This is a genomic window from Candidatus Zymogenus saltonus (assembly GCA_016929395.1).
Lineage (GTDB): Bacteria > Desulfobacterota > Zymogenia > Zymogenales > Zymogenaceae > Zymogenus > Zymogenus saltonus.
Genome location: JAFGIX010000010.1, coordinates 50,257 through 71,216 on the forward strand (window position 1 = coordinate 50,257; position 20,960 = coordinate 71,216).

The 20,960-nt window shown below is 49.3% G+C and carries 19 protein-coding genes and 1 pseudogene; 6 read left to right on the forward strand and 14 right to left on the reverse strand.

Annotated elements, in window-relative coordinates:
• Positions 1 to 8: 8 nt before the first annotated feature.
• The 4 genes from JW984_02405 to coaBC form a co-directional block, all read right to left on the reverse strand.
• The gene (locus JW984_02405) at positions 9 to 1,046 is read right to left on the reverse strand and encodes a thiamine biosynthesis protein (GenBank protein ID MBN1572028.1); all 1,038 of its coding nucleotides are present in this window, start codon (positions 1,044 to 1,046) and stop codon (positions 9 to 11) included.
• A 75-nt stretch (positions 1,047 to 1,121) separates the two neighbouring features.
• Complete coding sequence (locus tag JW984_02410; GenBank protein MBN1572029.1) at positions 1,122 to 2,537, reverse strand: nodulation protein NfeD; 1,416 nt, start codon at positions 2,535 to 2,537, stop codon at positions 1,122 to 1,124.
• 6 nt (positions 2,538 to 2,543) lie between these two features.
• A complete protein-coding gene (locus JW984_02415; GenBank protein ID MBN1572030.1) occupies positions 2,544 to 3,374 on the reverse strand; it encodes a uracil-DNA glycosylase in 831 nt (276 codons plus the stop codon).
• Positions 3,344 to 4,582, reverse strand: a complete 1,239-nt coding sequence (gene coaBC, locus JW984_02420; GenBank protein ID MBN1572031.1) for a bifunctional phosphopantothenoylcysteine decarboxylase/phosphopantothenate--cysteine ligase CoaBC — start codon at positions 4,580 to 4,582, stop codon at positions 3,344 to 3,346. Before coaBC ends, JW984_02415 begins: the two co-directional genes overlap by 31 nt.
• A gap of 196 nt (positions 4,583 to 4,778) precedes the next feature.
• Between coaBC and JW984_02425 the strand changes: the two genes are divergently transcribed.
• The 4 genes and pseudogenes from JW984_02425 (at position 4,779) to JW984_02440 (ending at position 7,576) form a co-directional block, all read left to right on the forward strand.
• Complete coding sequence (locus JW984_02425; protein ID MBN1572032.1) at positions 4,779 to 5,393, forward strand: class I SAM-dependent methyltransferase; 615 nt, start codon at positions 4,779 to 4,781, stop codon at positions 5,391 to 5,393.
• Between the two features lie 284 nt (positions 5,394 to 5,677).
• Positions 5,678 to 6,376 (forward strand): hypothetical protein, encoded by a 699-nt coding sequence (locus JW984_02430; protein MBN1572033.1) that lies wholly within the window; start codon positions 5,678 to 5,680, stop codon positions 6,374 to 6,376.
• 581 nt (positions 6,377 to 6,957) lie between these two features.
• Entirely contained in the window at positions 6,958 to 7,260 is a 303-nt protein-coding gene (locus JW984_02435) for a nucleotidyltransferase family protein (GenBank protein MBN1572034.1), read from the forward strand.
• Positions 7,244 to 7,576: pseudogene (locus tag JW984_02440) on the forward strand (DUF86 domain-containing protein). Before JW984_02435 ends, JW984_02440 begins: the two are co-directional and overlap by 17 nt.
• Before the next feature lie 116 nt (positions 7,577 to 7,692).
• Here the strand turns inward: JW984_02440 and JW984_02445 are convergent.
• The 6 genes from JW984_02445 to JW984_02470 form a co-directional block, all read right to left on the reverse strand.
• Positions 7,693 to 8,964, reverse strand: coding sequence for a bifunctional folylpolyglutamate synthase/dihydrofolate synthase (locus tag JW984_02445; protein ID MBN1572035.1), 1,272 nt, complete (start codon positions 8,962 to 8,964; stop codon positions 7,693 to 7,695).
• Between the two features lie 210 nt (positions 8,965 to 9,174).
• Positions 9,175 to 10,005: an acetyl-CoA carboxylase carboxyltransferase subunit beta gene (locus tag JW984_02450; protein ID MBN1572036.1), complete on the reverse strand. Its 831-nt coding sequence runs from the start codon at positions 10,003 to 10,005 to the stop codon at positions 9,175 to 9,177.
• A gap of 15 nt (positions 10,006 to 10,020) precedes the next feature.
• On the reverse strand, positions 10,021 to 10,806 hold the full coding sequence (locus JW984_02455) for a 3',5'-cyclic-nucleotide phosphodiesterase (protein MBN1572037.1): 786 nt from the start codon (positions 10,804 to 10,806) through the stop codon (positions 10,021 to 10,023).
• 5 nt (positions 10,807 to 10,811) lie between these two features.
• Positions 10,812 to 11,468, reverse strand: coding sequence for a Crp/Fnr family transcriptional regulator (locus JW984_02460; protein ID MBN1572038.1), 657 nt, complete (start codon positions 11,466 to 11,468; stop codon positions 10,812 to 10,814).
• Positions 11,469 to 11,527: 59 nt separating this feature from the next.
• The gene (locus JW984_02465) at positions 11,528 to 12,652 is read right to left on the reverse strand and encodes an HD domain-containing protein (GenBank protein MBN1572039.1); all 1,125 of its coding nucleotides are present in this window, start codon (positions 12,650 to 12,652) and stop codon (positions 11,528 to 11,530) included.
• Positions 12,653 to 13,314: 662 nt separating this feature from the next.
• Entirely contained in the window at positions 13,315 to 14,676 is a 1,362-nt protein-coding gene (locus JW984_02470; protein MBN1572040.1) for a TrpB-like pyridoxal phosphate-dependent enzyme, read from the reverse strand.
• Between the two features lie 685 nt (positions 14,677 to 15,361).
• Between JW984_02470 and JW984_02475 the strand changes: the two genes are divergently transcribed.
• Both JW984_02475 and JW984_02480 read left to right on the forward strand, forming a co-directional pair.
• Positions 15,362 to 15,790: a prepilin-type N-terminal cleavage/methylation domain-containing protein gene (locus tag JW984_02475; protein MBN1572041.1), complete on the forward strand. Its 429-nt coding sequence runs from the start codon at positions 15,362 to 15,364 to the stop codon at positions 15,788 to 15,790.
• Positions 15,791 to 16,135: 345 nt separating this feature from the next.
• The gene (locus tag JW984_02480) at positions 16,136 to 16,498 is read left to right on the forward strand and encodes a DUF2085 domain-containing protein (GenBank protein MBN1572042.1); all 363 of its coding nucleotides are present in this window, start codon (positions 16,136 to 16,138) and stop codon (positions 16,496 to 16,498) included.
• Between the two features lie 290 nt (positions 16,499 to 16,788).
• Here the strand turns inward: JW984_02480 and JW984_02485 are convergent, their stop codons facing one another.
• The 4 genes from JW984_02485 to JW984_02500 all read right to left on the reverse strand — a co-directional run.
• Entirely contained in the window at positions 16,789 to 17,301 is a 513-nt protein-coding gene (locus JW984_02485) for an OmpH family outer membrane protein (GenBank protein MBN1572043.1), read from the reverse strand.
• A 280-nt stretch (positions 17,302 to 17,581) separates the two neighbouring features.
• Positions 17,582 to 18,100 carry an OmpH family outer membrane protein gene (locus tag JW984_02490; protein ID MBN1572044.1) on the reverse strand — a complete coding sequence of 173 codons (519 nt, stop codon included), beginning with the start codon at positions 18,098 to 18,100 and terminating at the stop codon, positions 17,582 to 17,584.
• 359 nt (positions 18,101 to 18,459) lie between these two features.
• A complete protein-coding gene (locus JW984_02495) occupies positions 18,460 to 19,218 on the reverse strand; it encodes a hypothetical protein (protein ID MBN1572045.1) in 759 nt (252 codons plus the stop codon).
• Between the two features lie 181 nt (positions 19,219 to 19,399).
• On the reverse strand, positions 19,400 to 20,960 hold a 1,561-nt coding region (locus tag JW984_02500), incomplete at its 5' end, for a FecR domain-containing protein (GenBank protein ID MBN1572046.1).

Below are 20,960 nucleotides of genomic sequence, written 5' to 3' on the forward strand. Positions count from 1 at the left end.
TCTATTTTTTAAAACCTCAGAGTCTCAATATCTTCGTCATCGATCGGCCTTGCCCTAATTTCTCCTTCGATCTTATCCACGGCGCCGCCGACCCCCCCCCTGACGCTTCCCTCGTTTCGAGCCTTACTATACCTCGCCAGGATCGATATTGCAAGGGAGATATGATCGTTGTTATAATCCCCCCTCATAAGGCCCAGGGGGCCGGGGACATCCACGAGCCTTACGAAGATCGATCCGCTGCCCCCCATCTTCTCGATAATCCTGTTCTCCCCGTCGTCCCTCCCCAAGGTCAGGATCACGCCCCCGCCGAGGTGAAAGGGCCTTCCCGCCCTCATCATTGAAATATATTCCGGGGCAGGAGTCCCCTTTACCCCGTAGAGCCTCCTTATCCTTTTCGAGATGATCGGGTCGGTGAGACAGCACCCCCCTGCCGGCGCCTCGAATTGTTCTATTCCGAGGCTCCCGGCAAGAGCGATTTGGGGTTTCCTTCCCCTGCCGGAAAGTCCTAAGAGCGACCCTCGATCAACGTACCCCTCCTCCTCCAGAACGGTCGGCTCGAGGAGTCTTGCAGAGAGGGGGCGAAGCAAAATCCCCCGGCAGTCCGACTCCCGCTCGATTATCCTCAACGTGTCCCTCCTCTGGGACATGGGGCGCTGGCCCAGGACCTCCCCTGTGACTATGAGCCTTGCCTCCCCGCCTTCGGCCGTATCATCGATGTACCTCTTCGCCTCCGACACCATCATTATCTTGCAGTCGAGGCATGGATTGAAATCCTTGCCGTAGCCGTGGGGGGGATTTCCCACAATCTCGATGTATTTTTCGGAGATGTCGATAACCTCAGCTTTTATGCCGTAGAGATCGAGCATCCTCGCCTTGAATTCCCCGGCGTACTCGTCATATCCCAGACCCGGCCCCATCCCGAAGAAGGGTGTCACGAAGTTGAGCGCCAAGACATCGATCCCCATATCCATGACGAGGCGCGTCGCGAGCAGGCCGTCAAGCCCCCCCGATATGAGGGAGACCGCCCTGACGGCTTTCAGATCCACCCCCCTATCCCCCCTATCGATATCGACACACATCCCGTTTATCCGATCTCCTCTCGATATGACATTTAACGTCGCCTATATCTTTTTAACCCTGACGCCGAGGTCAACGCTCTCAACGACCTCGACCTTCTCCCCCTTCTTTATGGGGGCGTCGCTTGTGGCGTCCCACCACTCCCCGTAGACGTACGCCTTGCCTCCGTCCTCGTTGATGTCTGTCTTGGCGACCCCCCTCTTCCCGACTATCCCCTCTTTCCCGGTGCTGGGCGTCTTCAAATATGCCTTTGCCGCCAGTCCTATAACGGCGATGAAAAACGCCGCCACACATATCACCGTTACGATTATCGTCCACATAGATGGCCTCTGAAACTCCAGATTCGATTTGAAAAGCATTACCGAGCCCAAGAAGAGGGAAAGCACCCCGCCGACCGTCAAGAGCCCGTAGCTTGTCACCTTTATCTCCAGTATGAAGAGTATCACCGCCAGAAGGATCAAGAGCACGCCGGCGAAGTTTATCGGGATCGATTGCGACGCGTAAAGTGCAAGTATAATGCTGATACCTCCTATAACGCCGGGGAAGATCGCCCCCGGATTGGATAGCTCGAAGTAGATCCCCGCGATTCCAAGCATCAAGAGTAGATAGAAAATGGTCGGATTTGTAAGGATATATATGAACTCCCTCCTGAAGCCCATTTTGTATTCGACCCGCTTCGCGTTTACGAGAGAGAGCTTTATCTCACCCTTACTAGTCATAAAGGTCTTTCCCTCGATCTGGGAAAAGAGACTGTCAATATCCTCCGCGAGAATATCCACTATGTTTTTCGACAGCGCCTCGGTCGAGGTTATAGACTTGGCCTCCGTCACCATCAGAACCGCAAGCTCCACGTTCCTGTCGTTGCTCTCCGCCAATCCCGTAATGTACGCGACGCTGTCCTCCATCACCTTTTTCATAAGGGTCTCGGTGTTTCCGTCCTTCTCCTGAGTCTTCTCCTTATCCCCCTTCTCCGTCGGGAAAACGCTTTTATCCTTATCCCCGCCGACGGGCGTCATCATGACGGGCGACGCCGCCCCGATGTTCGTGTTTGGGGCCATCGCCGCTATGTCGGAAGCGATTGTGATGAAGGCCCCGGCGGAGGCCGCCCTGGCGCCCTTCGGGGAGACGTAGACGATCACCGGAATCTCCGTGTTTATTATCGCGCTTATAATATCGCGCATCGGCTCCATCAGCCCACCCGGGGTGTCCAGCTCTATGAGGACGGCGTCGTATCCCTTTTCCTCGGCGTCCTTGATTCCGTCGATTATATATTCCGCCGATATCGGGTTTATCGCCCCCTTAAGCCTCAGGATGCTGACCGTGTCGGCGTTCTCGGCCCGGGTCGTCACCCCCTCCTGCCCAAGCAGGACCGGGCCAAGGGCGAGGATAATCCCCAGCAGAAATATCGCGACCTGCACCTTGAGGATCGTCTTTCTTTTTCTCAAACCATTTATATTCATCTTCTCTCACTCACCTTTCATCAGTGTGTTGTACATATCCCTCACTTTCTTCATGTCCTCCCAGGTCTCCCGCTTCTTCGCGGGGTCCCTGAGGAGATAGGCGGGGTGATACGTAGGCATAACGAGGCTTCCAAAATGGTCGAGGGTGTGAAATCTCCCCCTCGCGCTTCCCAGAGACCCCTTTGTCCCCAAGAGGTTATTCGTGGCGACACCGCCCAGGGTCACGATGATCTGTGGCCTTATCGCCTCGATCTGATCCATCAGAAAGGGGATGCACGCCTTGACCTCGTCCGGCTCCGGGACCCTGTTTTCCGGGGGGCGGCACTTCACGATGTTTGCGATGTAGACGTCCTCCCTCTTCATGTCGATCGCCTCTATGATCTTTGTCAGGAGCTGGCCCGCCCTCCCCACGAATGGGATCCCCTGTATGTCCTCGTCCTTTCCCGGCCCCTCCCCCACGAACATCAGTACCGCGTTCGGGTTCCCGTCGCCGAAAACTATATTCTGCCTTCCGGAGCTCAGCTTGCACCTTGCGCAGTCGCCGAGCCTCTCCCTGATCTCTTCGAGCGTCACCGAGGGTCTCTCCCCCTCAAGATTCAAGGACTGCAAAGATGTCGCCGTCGCCGCAGTCGGTTCCCCAACCGTCTCGACCACGACCTTCTCCTCTGCCACCACCTCCTTCATCCGCTCCCTCGCCTCCACCATCTGCGCCCCCTCGCCGAAGAGCGCCCTGATGCCGGGGCCGTCCGGGATGTAGTCACAGCCCAGCGCCTTAAGATACTGCAGGGCCGAGACGGCCTCCCTGACTAATTTTTCCCTTTCCTCTTCTCCAGCCATATCTCCTTTACCCTGTCGAGGATGTACTCAGCCACCCCTTCCTTCATCATGAGGGGCGGCGAGTCGACGGCGCCCTTGGCATCGATAATCTTGACCTCGTTGGTGTCCGCCGCAAAGCCGGCGTCCGTCCTCGATACGTCGTTGATCACGATCAGGTCGAGGTTTTTCTCCCTGAGCTTTCTCTCGGCGTTCTCCATGAGGTCCCTCGTCTCGGCGGCGAACCCCACGAGTATCTTGTCTCCCTTTATCCTGCCCAGACCTTTAAGAATATCCTCGGTCCTGCCGAGCTTTATCGCCTCGCCGCACTCCTCCTTCTTCAGCTTGTGGTCGCTCTTTTTAAGGGGAGTCACGTCGGCGACGGCCGCCGCCTTTATTACGGCGTCCACCCCGTCAAACCTGGCGTTGACCTCCCTTCCCATGTCGGCGGCGCTGGTCACCCTTATCGTCTCGACGCCGGCGGGAGGCGACAGGCTCGAAGGCCCCGTGATCAGCAGGACATCGGCGCCCCTGCTCCTGGCCCTCCTGGCGACGGCGTACCCCATCTTACCCGTGGAGTGGTTGGTGATGTAGCGGACCGAGTCGATAGCCTCTCTCGTCGGCCCTGCGGTAACCATCACCCTTAACCCTTTAAGGTCGCAGCTCAAGCCCCCCTTCTTGAGGTCGCCCGCGAAGAGGTCGCTGACGGACGCCATGATCTCCGCCGGCTCGGCCATTCTCCCCGCGCCGATAACGCCGCAGGCGAGCTCACCCTCATTAGGCTCAACGAAGAAGTAGCCGAACTTCCTCAACTTCGCAATATTTTCCTGGACGATCGGGTTTTCGTACATGTTGACGTTCATGGCGGGGCAGAAAACAACTGGAGCTTTTGTGGCCATGATCACCGTGGTCAGCATGTCGTCGGCGATGCCGCCGGCCACCTTACCTATGACGTTCGCGGTGGCGGGGGCGACGACGACGAGGTCCGCCGCCTCGGCGATGTCGATATGCTCGGTCCTGGCGGGGGACTCGTACATCCCGGTTACGACGTCGTTTCCGGTCAGTGTCGAGAACGTCAGGGGCGTCACGAATTCCTGGGCGTTTTTCGTCATAACGACGGTGACGCCGTGGCCGGCTTTAACCAATAGCCTTGACAGCTCGCACGCCTTGTAGGCGGCGATGCCGCCGGTGACGCCGAGGATGACGTTTCCTGTTCTTTTCAGCTCTTTCATGTTGGGTATTATAATATTAAAAGCCGTCGGCTTTGTCAATCTATTTAAGGGGAATGAATTGCGGTTTGGGGAGTGCAGGTGTCTATTTTTAAGCGTGAAAAAAACCGATAATGATGTTGACAGGTTCTATCGTTAATTATAGAATTCGCAGAATGCTTGAAACGGACTTTTTATTGGGAAAAAGAAAGGGGTAAAAATGGCAAACAAATTGCTCGATAATGCAAGGAAGCCCACAAAAACCATCGGCGGTAGATTAATGCTGTGGGGGATGAACCTCGGGCACAATCCTATGGCGATCTGGGCACTCTCGCACGTCGACCTCGGCGGCAGCGAGAGGCTTTTGGATATCGGGTGCGGCGGGGGCAAGAACCTTGCAAACCTCCTGAAGCTCGCCCCTAAGGCGAAGGTCTGCGGCATAGACTATTCGCCCGCAAGCGTGGAGAAGTCTCTCTCCTTCAACCGGGCGGCGGTAACAGCAGGCAAGGTCGAGGTAAAGGAGGCGAGCGTGGAGGCGATCCCATACAAGGATAAAACCTTCGACGGCGTCACGGCGTTCGAGTCGATTTATTTCTGGCCGAACATCGCGGACAGCTTCAAAGAGGCGGCCCGCGTGCTTAAAAAGAACGGCGTGTTCATAGTCTGCAACGAGGCGCAGGGCCCCGAAGGACTTGAAAGAATAATAAAAAAGCTGGAAATAAACATTTACACAGGTGAGGAGATAAAAGGCTTTTTGGAGCAAGCGGGGTTTTCAAATATAGAGATCGACAAGCACAAAAAAGGTAGATGGCTGTGCGTGGTGGGAAGGAAGTAAAAAAACTTAAATAGGTGCATTTTGCCTGTGAAGCCGAGGAGGACGTTTCCCCTTCTTCTCGGCTTTTTTACTTTACGTGCTATGATACTAAAGGCCGGTGGTTTTGGGGAGCTGTTTGGGGGGGGTGGGGGTCTGTTTTTCAGTGTTAAAAATGTGACGTATAATGATGTTGACAGTTTTATCGTTAATAGTTTTGTTAGAATAATATGATATAAAAGGATTTTAAAACTTGACAATAAAATTTATGATATTTATAATATTATCAAATAAAATAGGTGTTTTTTATGTGTTCAACGTGGATTGCTTTATCAGCAATTTCTACATTTATACTTGCTTTAGTTGCTATCATTACAGCTTTTAAAGACGAAATTATTTCTTTTTTTAGAAAACCAGAATTGAGCATATCTTTTGAGCCTTTTCCTCCAGATTATCATAAAACTATACTAAGGAGAGTGAATAATCCATCAATATGGGCTGATACATATTATGCGAGAATTAAAGTTCACAATTCAGGAAAAACAAAAGCAGAAAATGTAGAAGTTTTAGCAAATAAATTGTATAAGATACTTCCCGATGGGAAAGAAAAAATAGTCCCTGATTTTATTCCAATTAATCTTTTCTGGACATATTTTTTTGATAGTCCAATTTATCCACATATTTCACCAGATAGTTACAGATATTTCACATTATTAAGAGTAGTAGATCCAAAAATGAGACATGCTCTTGATGAAGACAGAACTTGGGATGGAATAGACCCTGAGAATACTATTATAGGATTTGAGACTTTTGTTAAACCTTATAGTAAAAAAAATTTACAACCAGCTGGTAAATATATTATAGAATTGAGAATTTCTGCATCAAATATTCCTAAAAGTATTAATCATAAAGTTCAGATTATTCTCACTGGTAAATGGTCTAAAGATGAAGAAAGAATGTATGAAGATGGAATTAGAATTAACATTCTTAATAATAAAGAAAATTGAATAGCATTAGTCACAAGTTAAATTGACAGTTTCCCTTCCCCTCTATATATTCACCCGATTGCTTCGTCGCTTCGCAGACTCGCTCCTCGCAATGACGGGCTTTGCGACCTTCCCATTTTACCAAACACCGTCATTGCGAGCCCGCCGCAGGCGGGCGCGGCAATCGGGTTGTTCCTTCCACCAAATTATAATACTGCTCTATCCTACATGTGCTCACCCGATTGCTTCGTCGCTTCGCAGGCTCGCTCCTCGCAATGACAGGCTTTGCGACCTTCCCATTTTACCAAACACCGTCATTGCGAACTTGCCGAAGGCAGGCGCGGCAATCGGGTTGTTCCTTGCAACGTACTCTCCCGATTGCTTCGTCCGTGTTTGATAGACAGACAAGGGGACAGACAAGACAAGGGGCTTAAGCCCCTTGTCCCATCCCAGATTAGCCCCTTGTCTATCTCTCCCCGCAATGAACAGGCTTTACCGCCACCGTCACCCCACCCTCCCCGCCCCCCGCGCCTCAAAACCATAGTTGATTTTTTATCCAAATTGAGTTAAAATCTCTAAGAAAATCCTTTAAGGGAAAAAATATGCATCTGTCCAGAGATTCGATCATCAAGGCCCTGTCCGGCTCGGCCGGGGAGATAAGAGAGAAGTTCGGCGTCAGGAAGATCGGGCTTTTCGGGTCATACGCCGAGGGCGGGGAAGAGAGCCTGAGCGACATCGACATCCTGGTGGAATTTGAGAAGAACACGCTGGACAACTACATGGATCTCAAGGTCTTTCTCGAAACGCTATTCAACCGCGACGTCGACCTCGTAATCGAAGACAACCTGAAGCCGCGGCTCAGACCGAAAATCCTAAAAGAGGTCATCTATGCCGAGGGACTATAAGGTCTATCTCGATGACATCATCGATGCGATCGATCGGATCGAATCGTACGTTGAAGGTATGGACTATGACGCCTTCTCCGAGGATCGTAAAACAATCGACGCCGTTATCAGAAATCTTGAGATCATCGGCGAGGCGGTAAAAAACCTCCCGATCGAAACAAAGGAGAAGATAAAATCCATCCCTTAACAAAAAATAGTCGACCTTCGAAATATCCTCATTCACGCATATTTCGGCGTAAACCTTGAAATTGTCTGGGACGTTGTGGAGAACAAGCTGGACGATCTGAAGATAGTCGTGAAGGAGATGCTGGAATAGAAGTTTATATACCTGCCTTCTTTATTAACAATACAAGATTGCTTCGTAGAATTTTTGAGAAAATCCTCCTCCCAATGACAACCCTTGCCACCCCCTGAAGCATAATGCCTAACCGATCATAATCCCCCCAACTCCCTCACAGCCGCCTCCACGGTGTAAAAGGAGCCGGTAACGACGACGCGTCCCCCTTCCCCCGCAAAGTCTCTTGCGGCGGAGAGCGCCTCGGTCATATTGTCGAATAACCTGACGGGCGTCTTGAGGCAAGAGGCATCCCTTGCCATTTCATCGACGCCCGCCGCCCTGGGGACGTTAAGCCCCGTCAGGAAAATCCCCTCCCCCTCGAGGTCGAGGATCTTGAGGAAGCCCTTTATATCCTTGTCTCTCATCATCCCGACCACGAAGGCGGTCTTCTTAACGGGTAGCGTCGTCAGGTGCTCGACAAGTGCCATGGCGGCATCCACGTTGTGGGCGACATCCACGATCACCTCGGGACTCCTGGCGATCACCTCCATCCTCCCGGGGAGGTAGATGTTTCCCACGCCCTCCTTCATCGCGCCCCCGGGAACTTTGTATCCCATCTCCCTTAAGACCTCGAGGACCGCCAGGGCGACGGCCACGTTCTGAGCCTGGTGCGCCCCGGGAAGGCCTATGGATATATCAGAGAGGGTGAACTCGATCCCGCGGTAGACGGCGTCGCCCGCCTCGTCCAGATCGTAGCTGAAATCCTCGCCCAGGAAATAGGACGCGGCGCCGCGCTCCTCCGCCTCGCCCTTGAGGAGCGACCTCACGGAATCGTCGACCCTGCCTACGATGAGCATGCCCCCCTCCGGCAGAATTTGGACCTTTTCAAGGGCGATCTCCTCCGGTGTCCTGCCGAGGTACTGGGTGTGATCGAGGGAGACGTTGGTGATGACGGAGACGGCCGGCATCCCCACGTTCACGGCGTCAAAGCGCCCCCCCAGCCCCACCTCCATTACGGCCGGATTCACCCCGACATCCTTGAAGTGAACGAAGGCCATGAGCGTTATGAACTCGAAGTAGGTGGGCTTGAGAGGGGTATCCACGATCTCCCTGACCCTATTTATCAGGGAGGCGGCTTCGGATACCGTTATCATCTCGCTTCCCACGATTATCCTCTCCCTGAAATCGACGATGTGGGGGGAGTAGTAGAGCCCGGGCTTGTATCCAGCCGCGGCAAGGGCCGATCCGATAAAAGACACCACCGACCCCTTGCCGTTGGTCCCCCCCACAACGATTTTATTCAGCGCCTCGTGGGGATCGCCCATAAGGGCGAGCGCCCGCTCCATAACCGTAAGGTCGGTCCTTATCCCCCTGGCGTTCAGGCTTTCCAGATAGGCAAATTCTTTATCGATCTTCCTCTCGTCCATATCCCCCTTCATCACAAACCGGTCATATTTACGTTTCAGATATATGGTTTTTCCCTTTAGAGAAAGTGTCTATTATCACATTACTATATTTAAGAAAAGAATTTTTTTAGGTCCGGTAATTTTCGGCAAGGGCGTATCTTCACTCACAGCCGTCTTATCATCATTATATTATAGTTGGATGGGGGGAGGGGGGCAAGTCAAAAGGGGGAGCTATTTTTTGGTCCTTTCCGTAAAGAACTCAAGCAGATGGAATATGGTATTCTTCATAGACTTTCGCTCTACTATCATGTCTATCATCCCGTGCTTCAGAAGCTCTTCCGCCTTCTGAAAATTATCGGGGGGCTTCTGGTTTATCGTCTGCTCGATCACCCTGCGTCCGGCAAAGCCGATGACGGCACCGGGCTCCGCTATGTTGATATCTCCCAACATCCCAAAGCTCGCGGCGACGCCGCCCGTGGTTGGATTTGTAAGGATGGATATGTAAGGCGCCCCTGAATCCTTCAGCCGCGATACGGCGCCGGTCGTCTTTGCCATCTGCATAAGCGAGATCAAACCCTCCTGCATCCGTGCGCCGCCGGAGGCAACAAAGGAGACAAGGGGAATTTTTTCTTTGGCCGCCTTCTCTGCTGCGAGCGTCACCTTCTCTCCCACCACGCTTCCCATGCTGCCGCCCATGAAGTCGAAATCCATGACCGAGATTACGACGTCGATGCCGGAGATCTTGGCGCTGCCCGTGACAACGGCCTCCGACTCCCCAGTTTTTTCCCGGGCGTTTTTAATCCTATCAGGATACGGTCTTTCATCGACGAAACCGAGGGGATCCCCGGGCTTGAGGTCGGAAAAAAGCTCTTTTAAGCTATCCCTGTCCGTAACGGTTTCTATCCGCTTTCTGGCGCCGATCCTGAAGTGATACCCGCATGAGGTGCAGACCGATAGATTTCTTTCGATCTCTCTCGAAAAGAGGGTATTGGAACAGCCCGGGCACTTCACCCAGTCCGCCGCCTCATCGAGCTTTACGCTTGAAGCCTTATCCTTTCTGATTCCCAAGATTGGTCCTTAAAATATAAACACCTGATCGTTTTCGAGGATTGATATGTCATCGTTATTCATTGCCTCAATCTCCCCCTTGATGATCTTATAGTACCTCGGCTTCAGGTGGTAGAGATATACCGGGATACCCCCGGTTTTGAATTTTTCCAGCTCTTTTTTCAGAGTATAGGGCGTAAGATGAAAACTCACATCCGCAACTCTTTGCAGGCTGCTGGGAAAAGAGGTCTCAATAAAAATCGCCTTCAACCTGTTAAAATTCAGCGCCTCGTTGTTGGCAATCTCCCAGAGCTTATCCACGGGCCCCGTATCACCCGAAAATATTACGGACGACCCCCCTTCAATAACGAGGTATCCAAACGCATCTATTGAGTGATTGACGGGAAAAGGCCTTACGGCTACTTCAGATGTCTTGCCCGCTTTACGATCCACGTTGGGTATCAACTCCTGCAGGTTGACCACTGGATCTTTCCCTGATTTGATTTTAGTGAAGTCGGGCCAGGTATGGTCGTTGAAAAAATGCTCTTTAAAGTCCGAGATCGTCGCTTTAGAGCCGTAAACAGTTATAGGCAGACCTTGTCTCTCGTAGGCGTTGTCCGACAAGAACGCAAGGTCTTTGGTGTGGTCGAGGTGAAAATGTGTTATAAAAACCTGTCTAACTTTATCCTGCTGATCGACAGTCAACTGGCCTGTAACGTGGCCGGCATCAATAAGTATCTCTTCGTTGATCAAGAAAGATGGAGGCCTTGTTCCTGGAATAATGCCGCCGTTACATCCTAAGACTTGAATCTTCATAGGCATCAATCCAGGTCGCCGAATTGCTCTCTCAATATGAGAAATTCCAGAAACTGTTTGAGTTTATCTTTGCTTGCCACAAATATCTCTTTATCCGATATCTCAATAATTTTTGCTTTTTGCAGCTTCTCTATTATTTCGGCGGCATGTTCAACATTTACTCCGGCCTTGTCGTACAACTCGTTCAGGGTAATATTGACAACAAAGCCGTTGTTCTTCTCCACCCCTTCCAACTCAATTAGTCTCTCCAGGGTGTGAATCACCCTGCTGTTGGAGTCCTTTATCATCAATATCTCTATCCTCTTGTCGGTCTCCTGCAGGCGATCCGCGAGCTTTTTAATCATTCTGAGCGCAACCTCGTTATTGTTCTTTATCATCGTCTCAAAAGTCTTGGGATCGATAACCAACATCAAGCTGTCCTCGATGACCTCGGCCGTTGCGGACCTGGGCATGTTGCTGAGCGTTGCCATCTCACCGAAAAACTCCCCAGGCCCGAAGTTGGCCAGAACCGTCTCCTTGTCACCTATATTTTTCGATATTTTTACCTTACCCTTGTGGATAACATACATCTCTTTGCTTTGAGTATCGCCCTCTTTAAAGAGGATAGTCCCCTTTATAAATTCGCGTCCGAACTTTTGCAGCAATAGGTCTTGTTCCGTCATATTGATCCCTCCAAGTTAGTATATCTAATTTACATAAAAAAAGTAATAAAGTCAAATGATTATTCTAACGGTCCATCCCCTGTTTTTTTGATTCTGCCGTTTTCATACGACACGATGAAGGCCTTGACAACTTCCGAGTCCAGCTGGGTGCCGGCCTGTTTTTTCAGCTCGTCGATTGCCTCTCGGTCGCTTAGGGCCGCCCTGTAAGGGCGATCGGTCGTCATGGCGTCGAAGGTGTCCGCAACGGCTATGATCTTCGCCAAAAACGGGATTTCCTCGTTTTTCAGGCCTTCTGGATATCCATCACCGTCGATTCTCTCGTGGTGGTACTTTATAGCGGGCAGAACCTTTTCGAGCCTCTTGATATGTCTCAGTATCTCTCCTCCAACGTTCGGATGACTCTTAATCTTCTCATACTCCTGTTCGCTCAATGGGGAATCTTTCCTTAAGATCGAATCCTCGATTCCGATCTTTCCGACGTCATGGAGTATCGAGGCGAGCCTCAGGCTCTCCCTTTCATCGTAAGAGAGATTAAAATACTCCGCCAAAACCATCGAGTACCTCATGACCCTTATCGTATGATTTCCCGTGTAAGGATCCCTTTTTTCGATGGCATCCGCCAGGGCCTCCGCCGTCTGGTAGAACGTTTCTCTCAAATCGTCGTGAAGCCTTGCATTGTCCACCGCTATTGCAACCTGATGGGACAAGGATTTCAAAAGATCCAGGTCATATGTTACAAATTCCTTCTTCTCCAGCCTATTAATGGCCTGCAGGACCCCTATCACCTTTTCGTTGATCACCATCGGCGCACAAACCATATTCCTCGTAACAAAAGTCGATTTTGCATCCGCCCGGTGTGAGTGCCTCTTGTCGCTTTTAACGTCATTTAACAACACCGCCTCGTTATTCTCCGCCACCCAACCCGCAATCCCCTCTCCCATCTTAAGACGAATCTCCTTGACCATGTCCCCCTTTTCGCCAAGCGCAACCTCGAAGTAGAGCTCGCCCTTTTCCTCATCGACGAGGAGGAGGGATGCGGTTTCGCAATCCAAGAGTCTTGTTACGGCTTCAATCGTTTTTTGCCTGACGATCTTCGGCTCCAGTGACAGATTTAGTATTCTCGATATCTCCATCAGCTCGGAGATTTTACCTATTCCCCTCTCTTTCTCCTTTATGAGTCTCATGTTTTCAAAGAACGGGGAGAGCTTTTGCGCCATCATCTCGAAAAAGACTATCTTATCGTATGAAAACACCTGGGAATTATTTTCATTTGCGATTTTAAAAAAACCTATTGTCTCACCATGATTAATCACCGGTATATACGCAATCTTTCCGTAGTCCTCAAAACTCGACTTGCCCTCTTCAATCAGCTTGTAAACCACTTCCCCGTCCACAAAGCCGTTTTCCTCCAAGTCTTCCATTCCGTCTTTAATCAGACGAGAGGCGGATACCCTTTCGCAGGTGTTGTTACTGATTTTGTACATAGAATATCTGTTGCCGCCGACCTTTTCAAGAACCCTCTCGACGACATTCTCTATCAGGAGACCGATATCCATGTTCTCCTTAGTGAGCTTGGAAAACTCGCGAAAAATCAATGCATCAAGGTCTTTTATGCCGAATTTAACCACTTACCCACCCAAACAAACACACCTTGGAACAGGAAGGTGTGATACATTGAATACCCTTTTTAAAGCAGCAAACACACATATAATAGCACAGTAATTTGGGAAATTAAACAGCAATTTGCCTTTTTATTTTGAAAAATAAAGCCGCGGGGCCTTAAGCCCCGCGGCTTTACTACAATCCTAAAGGCCCATTCACAAATGAATGGGCTTTACTTTTGCGATTACAGTTCGATCTTCGGAAGATCCTTTAAAGCCGCCTCGATCTTTTCGGAAGGATACTCGTAATCCTCCAGGTCCTTTGAGAAGTACTTATCGTACGCCGCCATGTCGAAATGGCCGTGTCCGGAGAAGTTAAAGAGGATGACCCTCTCCTTCCCCTCTTTCTTGGCCTCCAGGGCCTCGTCAATGGCCGCCCTTATGGCGTGGGAGGTCTCCGGCGCCGGGATGATCCCCTCGGTCCTTGCAAAGGTAACAGCCGCCTCGAAACAGGCGTTCTGATGATAGGCCACGGCGTCCATTAACTTCTGGTCGTAAAGGAGGCACATCGTGGGCGCCATTCCGTGATACCTCAGGCCGCCGGCGTGAATTCCGGGAGGCTCGAAGGTGTGTCCCAGGGTGTGCATGAAGAGGATTGGAGCGACCATCGCCGTATCGCCGTAGTCGAAGGCGTAAAGGCCCTTCGTGAGGGTCGGACAGGAGAACGGCTCCACCCCTACAATCCTGGTCTTCTTGCCGTCCCTTATCTTTTCCCTCATAAACGGGTAAGAGAGCCCCGCAAAGTTGCTGCCGCCGCCGATGCACCCTATCACCACGTCCGGATAGTCGCCGGTCTTTTTCATCTGCAAAAGCGCCTCCTCGCCCACAACTGTCTGATGCATGCAGACGTGGTTCAAGACGCTCCCGATGGAGTAGTTCGTGTCGTCGCTCGTTGCGGCGTGCTCCACCGCCTCGGATATGGCGATACCGAGGGTGCCGTTCGTATTGGGATGCTGCTTTCTGATGGCCCTTCCGCTCTCCGTCCTGTCGGTGGGGCTTGAATATATAGTTCCACCCCAGGTCTCGATCATCGACTTGCGGTAAGGTTTCTGCTCGAAGGATATTTTCACCATATACACGACGATATCGATGCCGAAGAGGGCGCCGGCAAAGGAGAGGGCGCTTCCCCATTGACCCGCTCCCGTTTCCGTCGATATCTTTTTTATCCCCTCCTTCTTGTTGTAATATGCCTGTGCCACCGCCGTGTTCGGCTTGTGGGACCCCGGCGGGGATACGCTCTCGTTCTTGTAGTAGATCTTGGCCGGAGTGTCGAGATACTTTTCGAGATTAAGGGCGCGCACAAGGGGCGTCGGCCTCCAGATGGACAACGCCTCCATTACCTCTTCTGGGATATCGATGAATTCTTTTTCGCTCACTTCCTGTTCGATTATCCCCATCGGAAAAATCGGTATGAAGTCGTCAGGCGTCGCAGGCTTCAGCGTCCTGGGGCTGATGGTCGGTTTCATCGGCACCGGCATGTCCGCAACGATGTTGTACCATTTTTTCGGCATTTCGGCCTTGCTTAAGATAACTTTCCTGTCTTTCATTTCTCTCCTCATAAATTTTATTGATACTCTATTAAACAACAAAAGTTTGAATAAATTTCAATCAATGTCTTAGATTCAGCACCAAACACGCCCCATAGGGCGATCACCCCCTTTCAATGTTATTGGGTCAATAGAAACCTACAAAAAAAGGCCGTGAATTACAATATCACGGCCTTTCCTTACGATATAAAAAGGCCGTGAACGGTTCTGCCCGTCCACGGCCTACAATACACAACTTTAGATACTAAAGCGGTGGACGCAACAAACCTCCTATGTAGCTGCGCCACGCCCAGCCTTTCATTTCAAAAAAAATCCTCGTATAGCAATCCATCGCAAGACTCTTCTTATGTAAGTTATTTTAGTAAAATATATAAAAAAAAACAAGATGTCAAGGATTTTTTAAACGTTTTTAAAAAAATGCTCAAATAAAAAAACATAATCAGTTTTATGTATAATTAGATAAGCCAATCTGTTTGCGATATTGCAAACAAAATTTGCGTTTTTTCAAATATTCAGGATAACGGATGCGATAACATAATTTGCCTCCAATATGTTCTTAGAAAAATAGTGTGAAAACAATACTTTATACCTTCAAGATAATATTCTGAGATATTTCCGTTGTGGCATGGAGTTTGCACTTTATTATATACAATACGTGATTCAACCAATATTTTTCGACTCCCAAATGAAATATAAATCAAAGAAAAAAATCCGAGGATTTACGCTAATTGAGCTAATGATCGTTGTGGCAATCATAGCCATTCTCGCTTCCATCGCTATTCCGAATTTTTTACGCTTCCAGATGAAATCGAAACAATCGGAGGCAAGGATACTCCTCGCCGGAGTATTTGAGGCCGAAGTGGCATATTTCGCTGAAGCTAACAGATTCTCCAGTGATTACAACGAAATAAACTTCACTCCCGTAAGCGATCCCAAATATTATAAAAACTGGTACCTCAATATCTCCGGAGAAAGCACGCATTTCACCGCCACCTGCTCCGCGGATATCGACAACGATTTTATCACCGACGTCTGGATGGTAACGGACAACAACAGGGAGCCCTGGAACCTCTTTAACGATATCACCGACATTCTTAATCCCTATCCCTTTTAGAGCTCTCTATTTTATAAGGGATCTCGATATCTCTTCCAAATTCAAAGCCTTCTTGATAACAGAATCTTTAAACCTTTTAGAATTATCTGTTTTATAAGGGATATCGACTCCCGTCTGTCAAAATATTGCCGTTGTAGACGGCCGAAAGGGGGAAATATCAACCTCGCTGAATCAAATACCTTCGCCTGCCGGTGCCTTTCCTTTTAATCCGAGACAAATTGTGATATTCTATTTCGTACTTTAAGCTTAAGCCTTAATCACAAAGGCAAAGAGCCGATATTGTTTAACAGCTTTTTGGAATCAAAGTTGGAACTAATGCCGTCATTTCACGGAGAGCTCTGGGAATTGGTTCATTCACTCCCAATCTGTCATCATATTTATGAGCGGAGCATCCTCTTTGGTTACGAGCTTCCCCTGTGCTGCCGTTGTATAGGCATATATATGTTCATTTTTCTCGGATTCGGTTTGAACTTCGTTTTAAAAGCAGGGAGGAGCGAAAATTTTTGGATACTGGCATTAATCATCGGCTTTTCGATGTTTACGGGGGCGGAGGCGTTATTCGAATCCGTTTCCGGATTCGATCCCGGAAACTTGGTCAGGATTGTAACCGGCGCCGTCTCCGGATTCGCCATCGGTATCATGTTCAACCTGGGGATTATCGGTCTTTTTGCCAAGGGGGAAGGCGATCTTCATAGAACCGACAGCTGATTTTTTTAGAATAAAAACGGCAGCAAAGAAACGGTTTTCATTTACACAGTCCTGAAAATCGGTTTTTTATTTAAAAAACAGATAAAATGCGGACAGGGCAATCTATCGTTACTGTAAATTCGGCCTCCATATTCAAGCTGTTCAATTTTTCACAAAAAAAGGCCCGCTTAAAAACGGGCCTCAATTTTATTTTCAAGCTGTTTTCGTTAAAACATAAGTATGGAAATAAGAAGAGCAAATAAGCTCCGCTAAAGCTCTATTTGCCCCTCTTTTAGGATTACCACAATCTGCTATTGACTGTTCAGCTTTTTTATCACCTTGTCGGTCAAGTCTATAGTATTAGGGGCATAGAGGATCCCGGAAGTCGGATTTACAAGAATGACTGTATATCCCTCCTCCTTGGCCACTACACTCACCATCCTTGCAATATCTATTGTGATCTTCCTGTTCAGTTCCGTCTCCTTTTCCTGCAGCTCGCGCAAGTGATCCTGAGCCATTCTCGTATATTCCAGGTTCATATCGTCCAGCTTCCTCTGTCTCTCTTTGAGCTCCGCCAACGACAGTTTGCCCGCATCCCTTTCAAGAGACTCCTTCATGCTCTTTAGCTGTTCCTTTTTCTTCTTTACCTCAGTAATGGCTTTCTCCAACCTGGCGTCCAACTCCTTAGTTACCCTTTGTCCCTCTTTATAACCCTGCATAACCAGCTCGAAGTTAACCACACCTATTTTAACATCCGCGGCCACGGCTGAGACAGCAAAGGACGATAAAACCAAGGCTGTGACTATGATACTTACTCTTTTCATCAAATGACCTTTAAAATCCAACTTCAAGCTACTTCTTCCTTTGGAAACAGGCAGCATTTGTTGGTAAATTGTCAAAAACTGTTTTTTTTCATATTTCTAAATTGAACGAGCGGGATTTGTCCCATTGTGCAAACAGAGAATTCGCAAATTCATGGAAAACTGTTTAACTGCCACTACTTTCACAACCCCTCTTTTCCATCCCCCTCTTTTAACACCTTCGATACCAGAATCCCGCCGTTTTTCGTCTTTTAGGACAACCCCCCTTGTTGAATCACCAATCCTATTTCTTGTTAAGCTCTTTTATTACTTTATTTGTCAGGTCAATGCTGTCCGGGAAGTAAAGGACCGTGGAGCTGTCGAGTATAAGGGTGTATCCTTCATCCTTCCCCATCTGAATGACGATCGCATTTATATCGAGCAGTATCTTCTTAAAAAGCTCCTGTCTCAACTTCTTAAACTCGAGGTCATAGTCTTGGAGCATTCTCTTTACCTTAAGCTCCTTGTCCTGTATCTTTCTCGCCTTTTCCGCCCGAACGTTATCAGAAAGCGTGAGAGCATCTTTTTCAAATTCTTTCTTCATGCTTTCGTAGGAGGCGAGCTCCTTATCAAGATTTGCTTTAACGCTCTTGAGCTTATCGGTAAGCTCCTTTTCGGCCCTCTTGCCCGGCTCCGAAAGTGCTATTACCTTTGGAACATTGATGACCCCGATTTTTACGTCCGCGGCGTTAACCGGAACGGTAAAAGCGATGAGCACAAAAAATGTCACTAAAAGGCTCGCTAAAACGCTTATCCTTTTCATAAATTTCTCCTTCATTGTCTTTGACTCTTTCAAATTTTTCTTTCTAATTAGCCGAAGATTATAAAGTTAGACAGAACTCTATTCAAAATCCGAAGCCAATAGAAAAAATAACAAATATCCTGATTTGCCATATCACTAATCTAAATTAGTAATGCACTACACAATAATCTCACTCCACATCATGCCCGCCGACCCCCATCTCCGCCGACCCCCATCTCCGCCAACCCCCATATCCGCCAACCCCCCGTCGAAAAAACTAAATTCCAACTTTTATATCACCCTTTAGATTGAATATCAAGGAAAATATTAAAAAATCGTGTTTAATTTTTCACCCCAAAAAAGCCAATAATCTTAAAATACTACCTTACAGTTACCCATTTTTCCCTTACATTGTTGAAATGATAATCCCCAAAAACCCCTTTCGGGTCAACCACCGCGCGAATCAACTTCTCTCCGTCCACGGCCTCCCAGACAACCATGATAATAACCGACTCCCCTGCATCTATATCCACGATCTCCCTCTCGAGGCTTGACCCGTCAACGTAAAAAATCACCACAACATCCTTTGCGTTCTCGTTTCCTACGTTTTTTATAATTACGGTCAGCTCCACTTCTTCGTCAGGCTTCGGGAGAGGGGGGTAGACGGATATTCCCCCCACGATTCTAAGATCGACCCCGACAATCTCCCTCTTCTCCGCTGTTATTTCGCCGCTCCATATCTCCCTTGCCGAGCCCCATCCACCCCGATCCTTTTCGCCGTTATCTTTTATGTGGACGGAAATATCATGTCTGCCTATATCTTCCAGAGCGTAGTAATAGAGGAGGTCCCCCTCCTCCCCCTTTTTTATGATGATCTCTTTTTGGAGGACGCCCTTACCGTCTATCGACAACATTCCCGCGATTTCCATATTCCTGTCCGACTCATTCTTTAAGATGAGCTTTATCTCTATCCTATCCCCGATATATATCTTTTTTTCCGGCTTTAAAAAGGCTTCCGCAAGGATTACTTCATCGATATCCCGAGATTGCGCCACCGCCAGGCCAATATGTCTATTGGCAAGCGGCACCAAGAATACAATCAGGGCCAACAACGAAATCCTTATACTCGCCTTTTTCATCCGATTCAACCTTGAGTTGGTCGGGAGCTTCCGGGTTGCGTTAAAGCTCCGAACAATAAACATTCCATACCCGTCCTTACAATCCAATACTAATTCACCTCATTTTTCCGATCCACAGTCGGAATAAAGACATCCATCCCAGTCATAATAGGGGAAAATCTAAAAACGGTTCAGCCTACCCCTACGGCATCATTATTGTCTCAAAGAAACTGTAGCCATAATCGGAGTAAGACACTCCGAGAGATTTATCCGCCCCCCCGTAGTAGAGAAACGGCTCGTAGGGAACAACCTGCGGCGGAACAGCTGTACATGTGGGACTGCCTGTGTCATAGACGTAGAAATCTCCCCCAAAGCCTCCCTTCTTACCCGTCTCTTTTTCATAAAAGGATCGGGTAAGAGTGACTTCCTTGGGGATGTCACAATAGACTTCGATATCAACAATTACGGAATCCTGGCTGGCCGGGACCTTCGGCGCAACAAGCATGATTCTTACACCATCCGGACAAGCGGGGATTCCGGTAGACCTCAGTGTTACGACCAGCTCCGGAGTACCGATGTACATATACTCATCAGTAAACCACTTCCCCTCGGTGTGTATCAGGGTGTAATTATCCGACTGGGAGAGCCACCACTTCGTCGTCCCGCTGCTGGAAACACCCCCTATAGAGGCGTTCCATGAGGTCGAGACTATTACGCTCTTCCCGTCGTAACTCACCTGATTTATCGAATAACTTATCGTAAAATCCTGATTCGTGTCGAAAAACTCCTCCAGGTTGTCGTCCAACAGCTCGTCCTTAGTAAATAGACTGGCCGCCTTTCCGTCGTAGCTGTCCGATATAAGATCGCCCAAACCGGTTGTATTAGAGCTCTTCACGTACCTGAAAAAGTTGTCGATAAACTCCTTGGCTATCTCTTCGTAGCTCACATCGGTGTATTTGACCGTGAAGGAGCCGAAGTCCTCGGGATCGGACACCACATCCTTCTCGTTGGTCGCCCTCATCATCAGCTCGTACTCCATATCCGCTTCCGGCTTGAAAGCAAACGTCCAGCGATCGGCTCCGCCGGCCGCAGACCAGGTCATCCCGCCGTCCGTGGTCACCTCCACCTTCGTTATGCCGTACTTTCCATCCTCGGCAGTCCCCGCTATTGATATCTTGCCATCCACGCCCAGGTCGCTCTTGGTCAGCGTAAGGACGTCCTCCATGTCCTCGAGATTTATCCGGTTGTTCAGTATCGCCGACGTAATCTCGGGAGGCAAAATTTCCTCAGAACCTGAAGTCCCCTCTTCACCCTTGAATCCCATCTCCTCCAAGAACTCCTTCAACTTCTCCACATCGACCTTCTTGACGCTCCCTGGGGAGTCGCTCCCGGACACCAGAAGCTCCTCCATAGTACAAACCTCGAGGGCGTCCAGGCTGGGAAAATTCTTCGCCAGAATCGAGACGCACCCCTCTACGCTTATTACGTTCGTGTTTCCCAGATCGGGATCGAAGATCATGCCAAAATCGGTGCTGCGAACCCCGAGCGTAACGTTATCCGACTCTATGGTAAACCTCGACTCCTTGCCAATGAGGGGCTTTACAACGGCCCGAACCTTACCCTTGATAAGCTCGAATTTGCTCCGGCTCACCTTGGTGACCTCAACCTGGCTGAACTCCTTTATAATAACGTGGCTCTCCTCACCGATCTTGATCACGCTTCCGTCTGCAAGCTTGAGCTCAACCGAGCTCTCCGAATCGGTC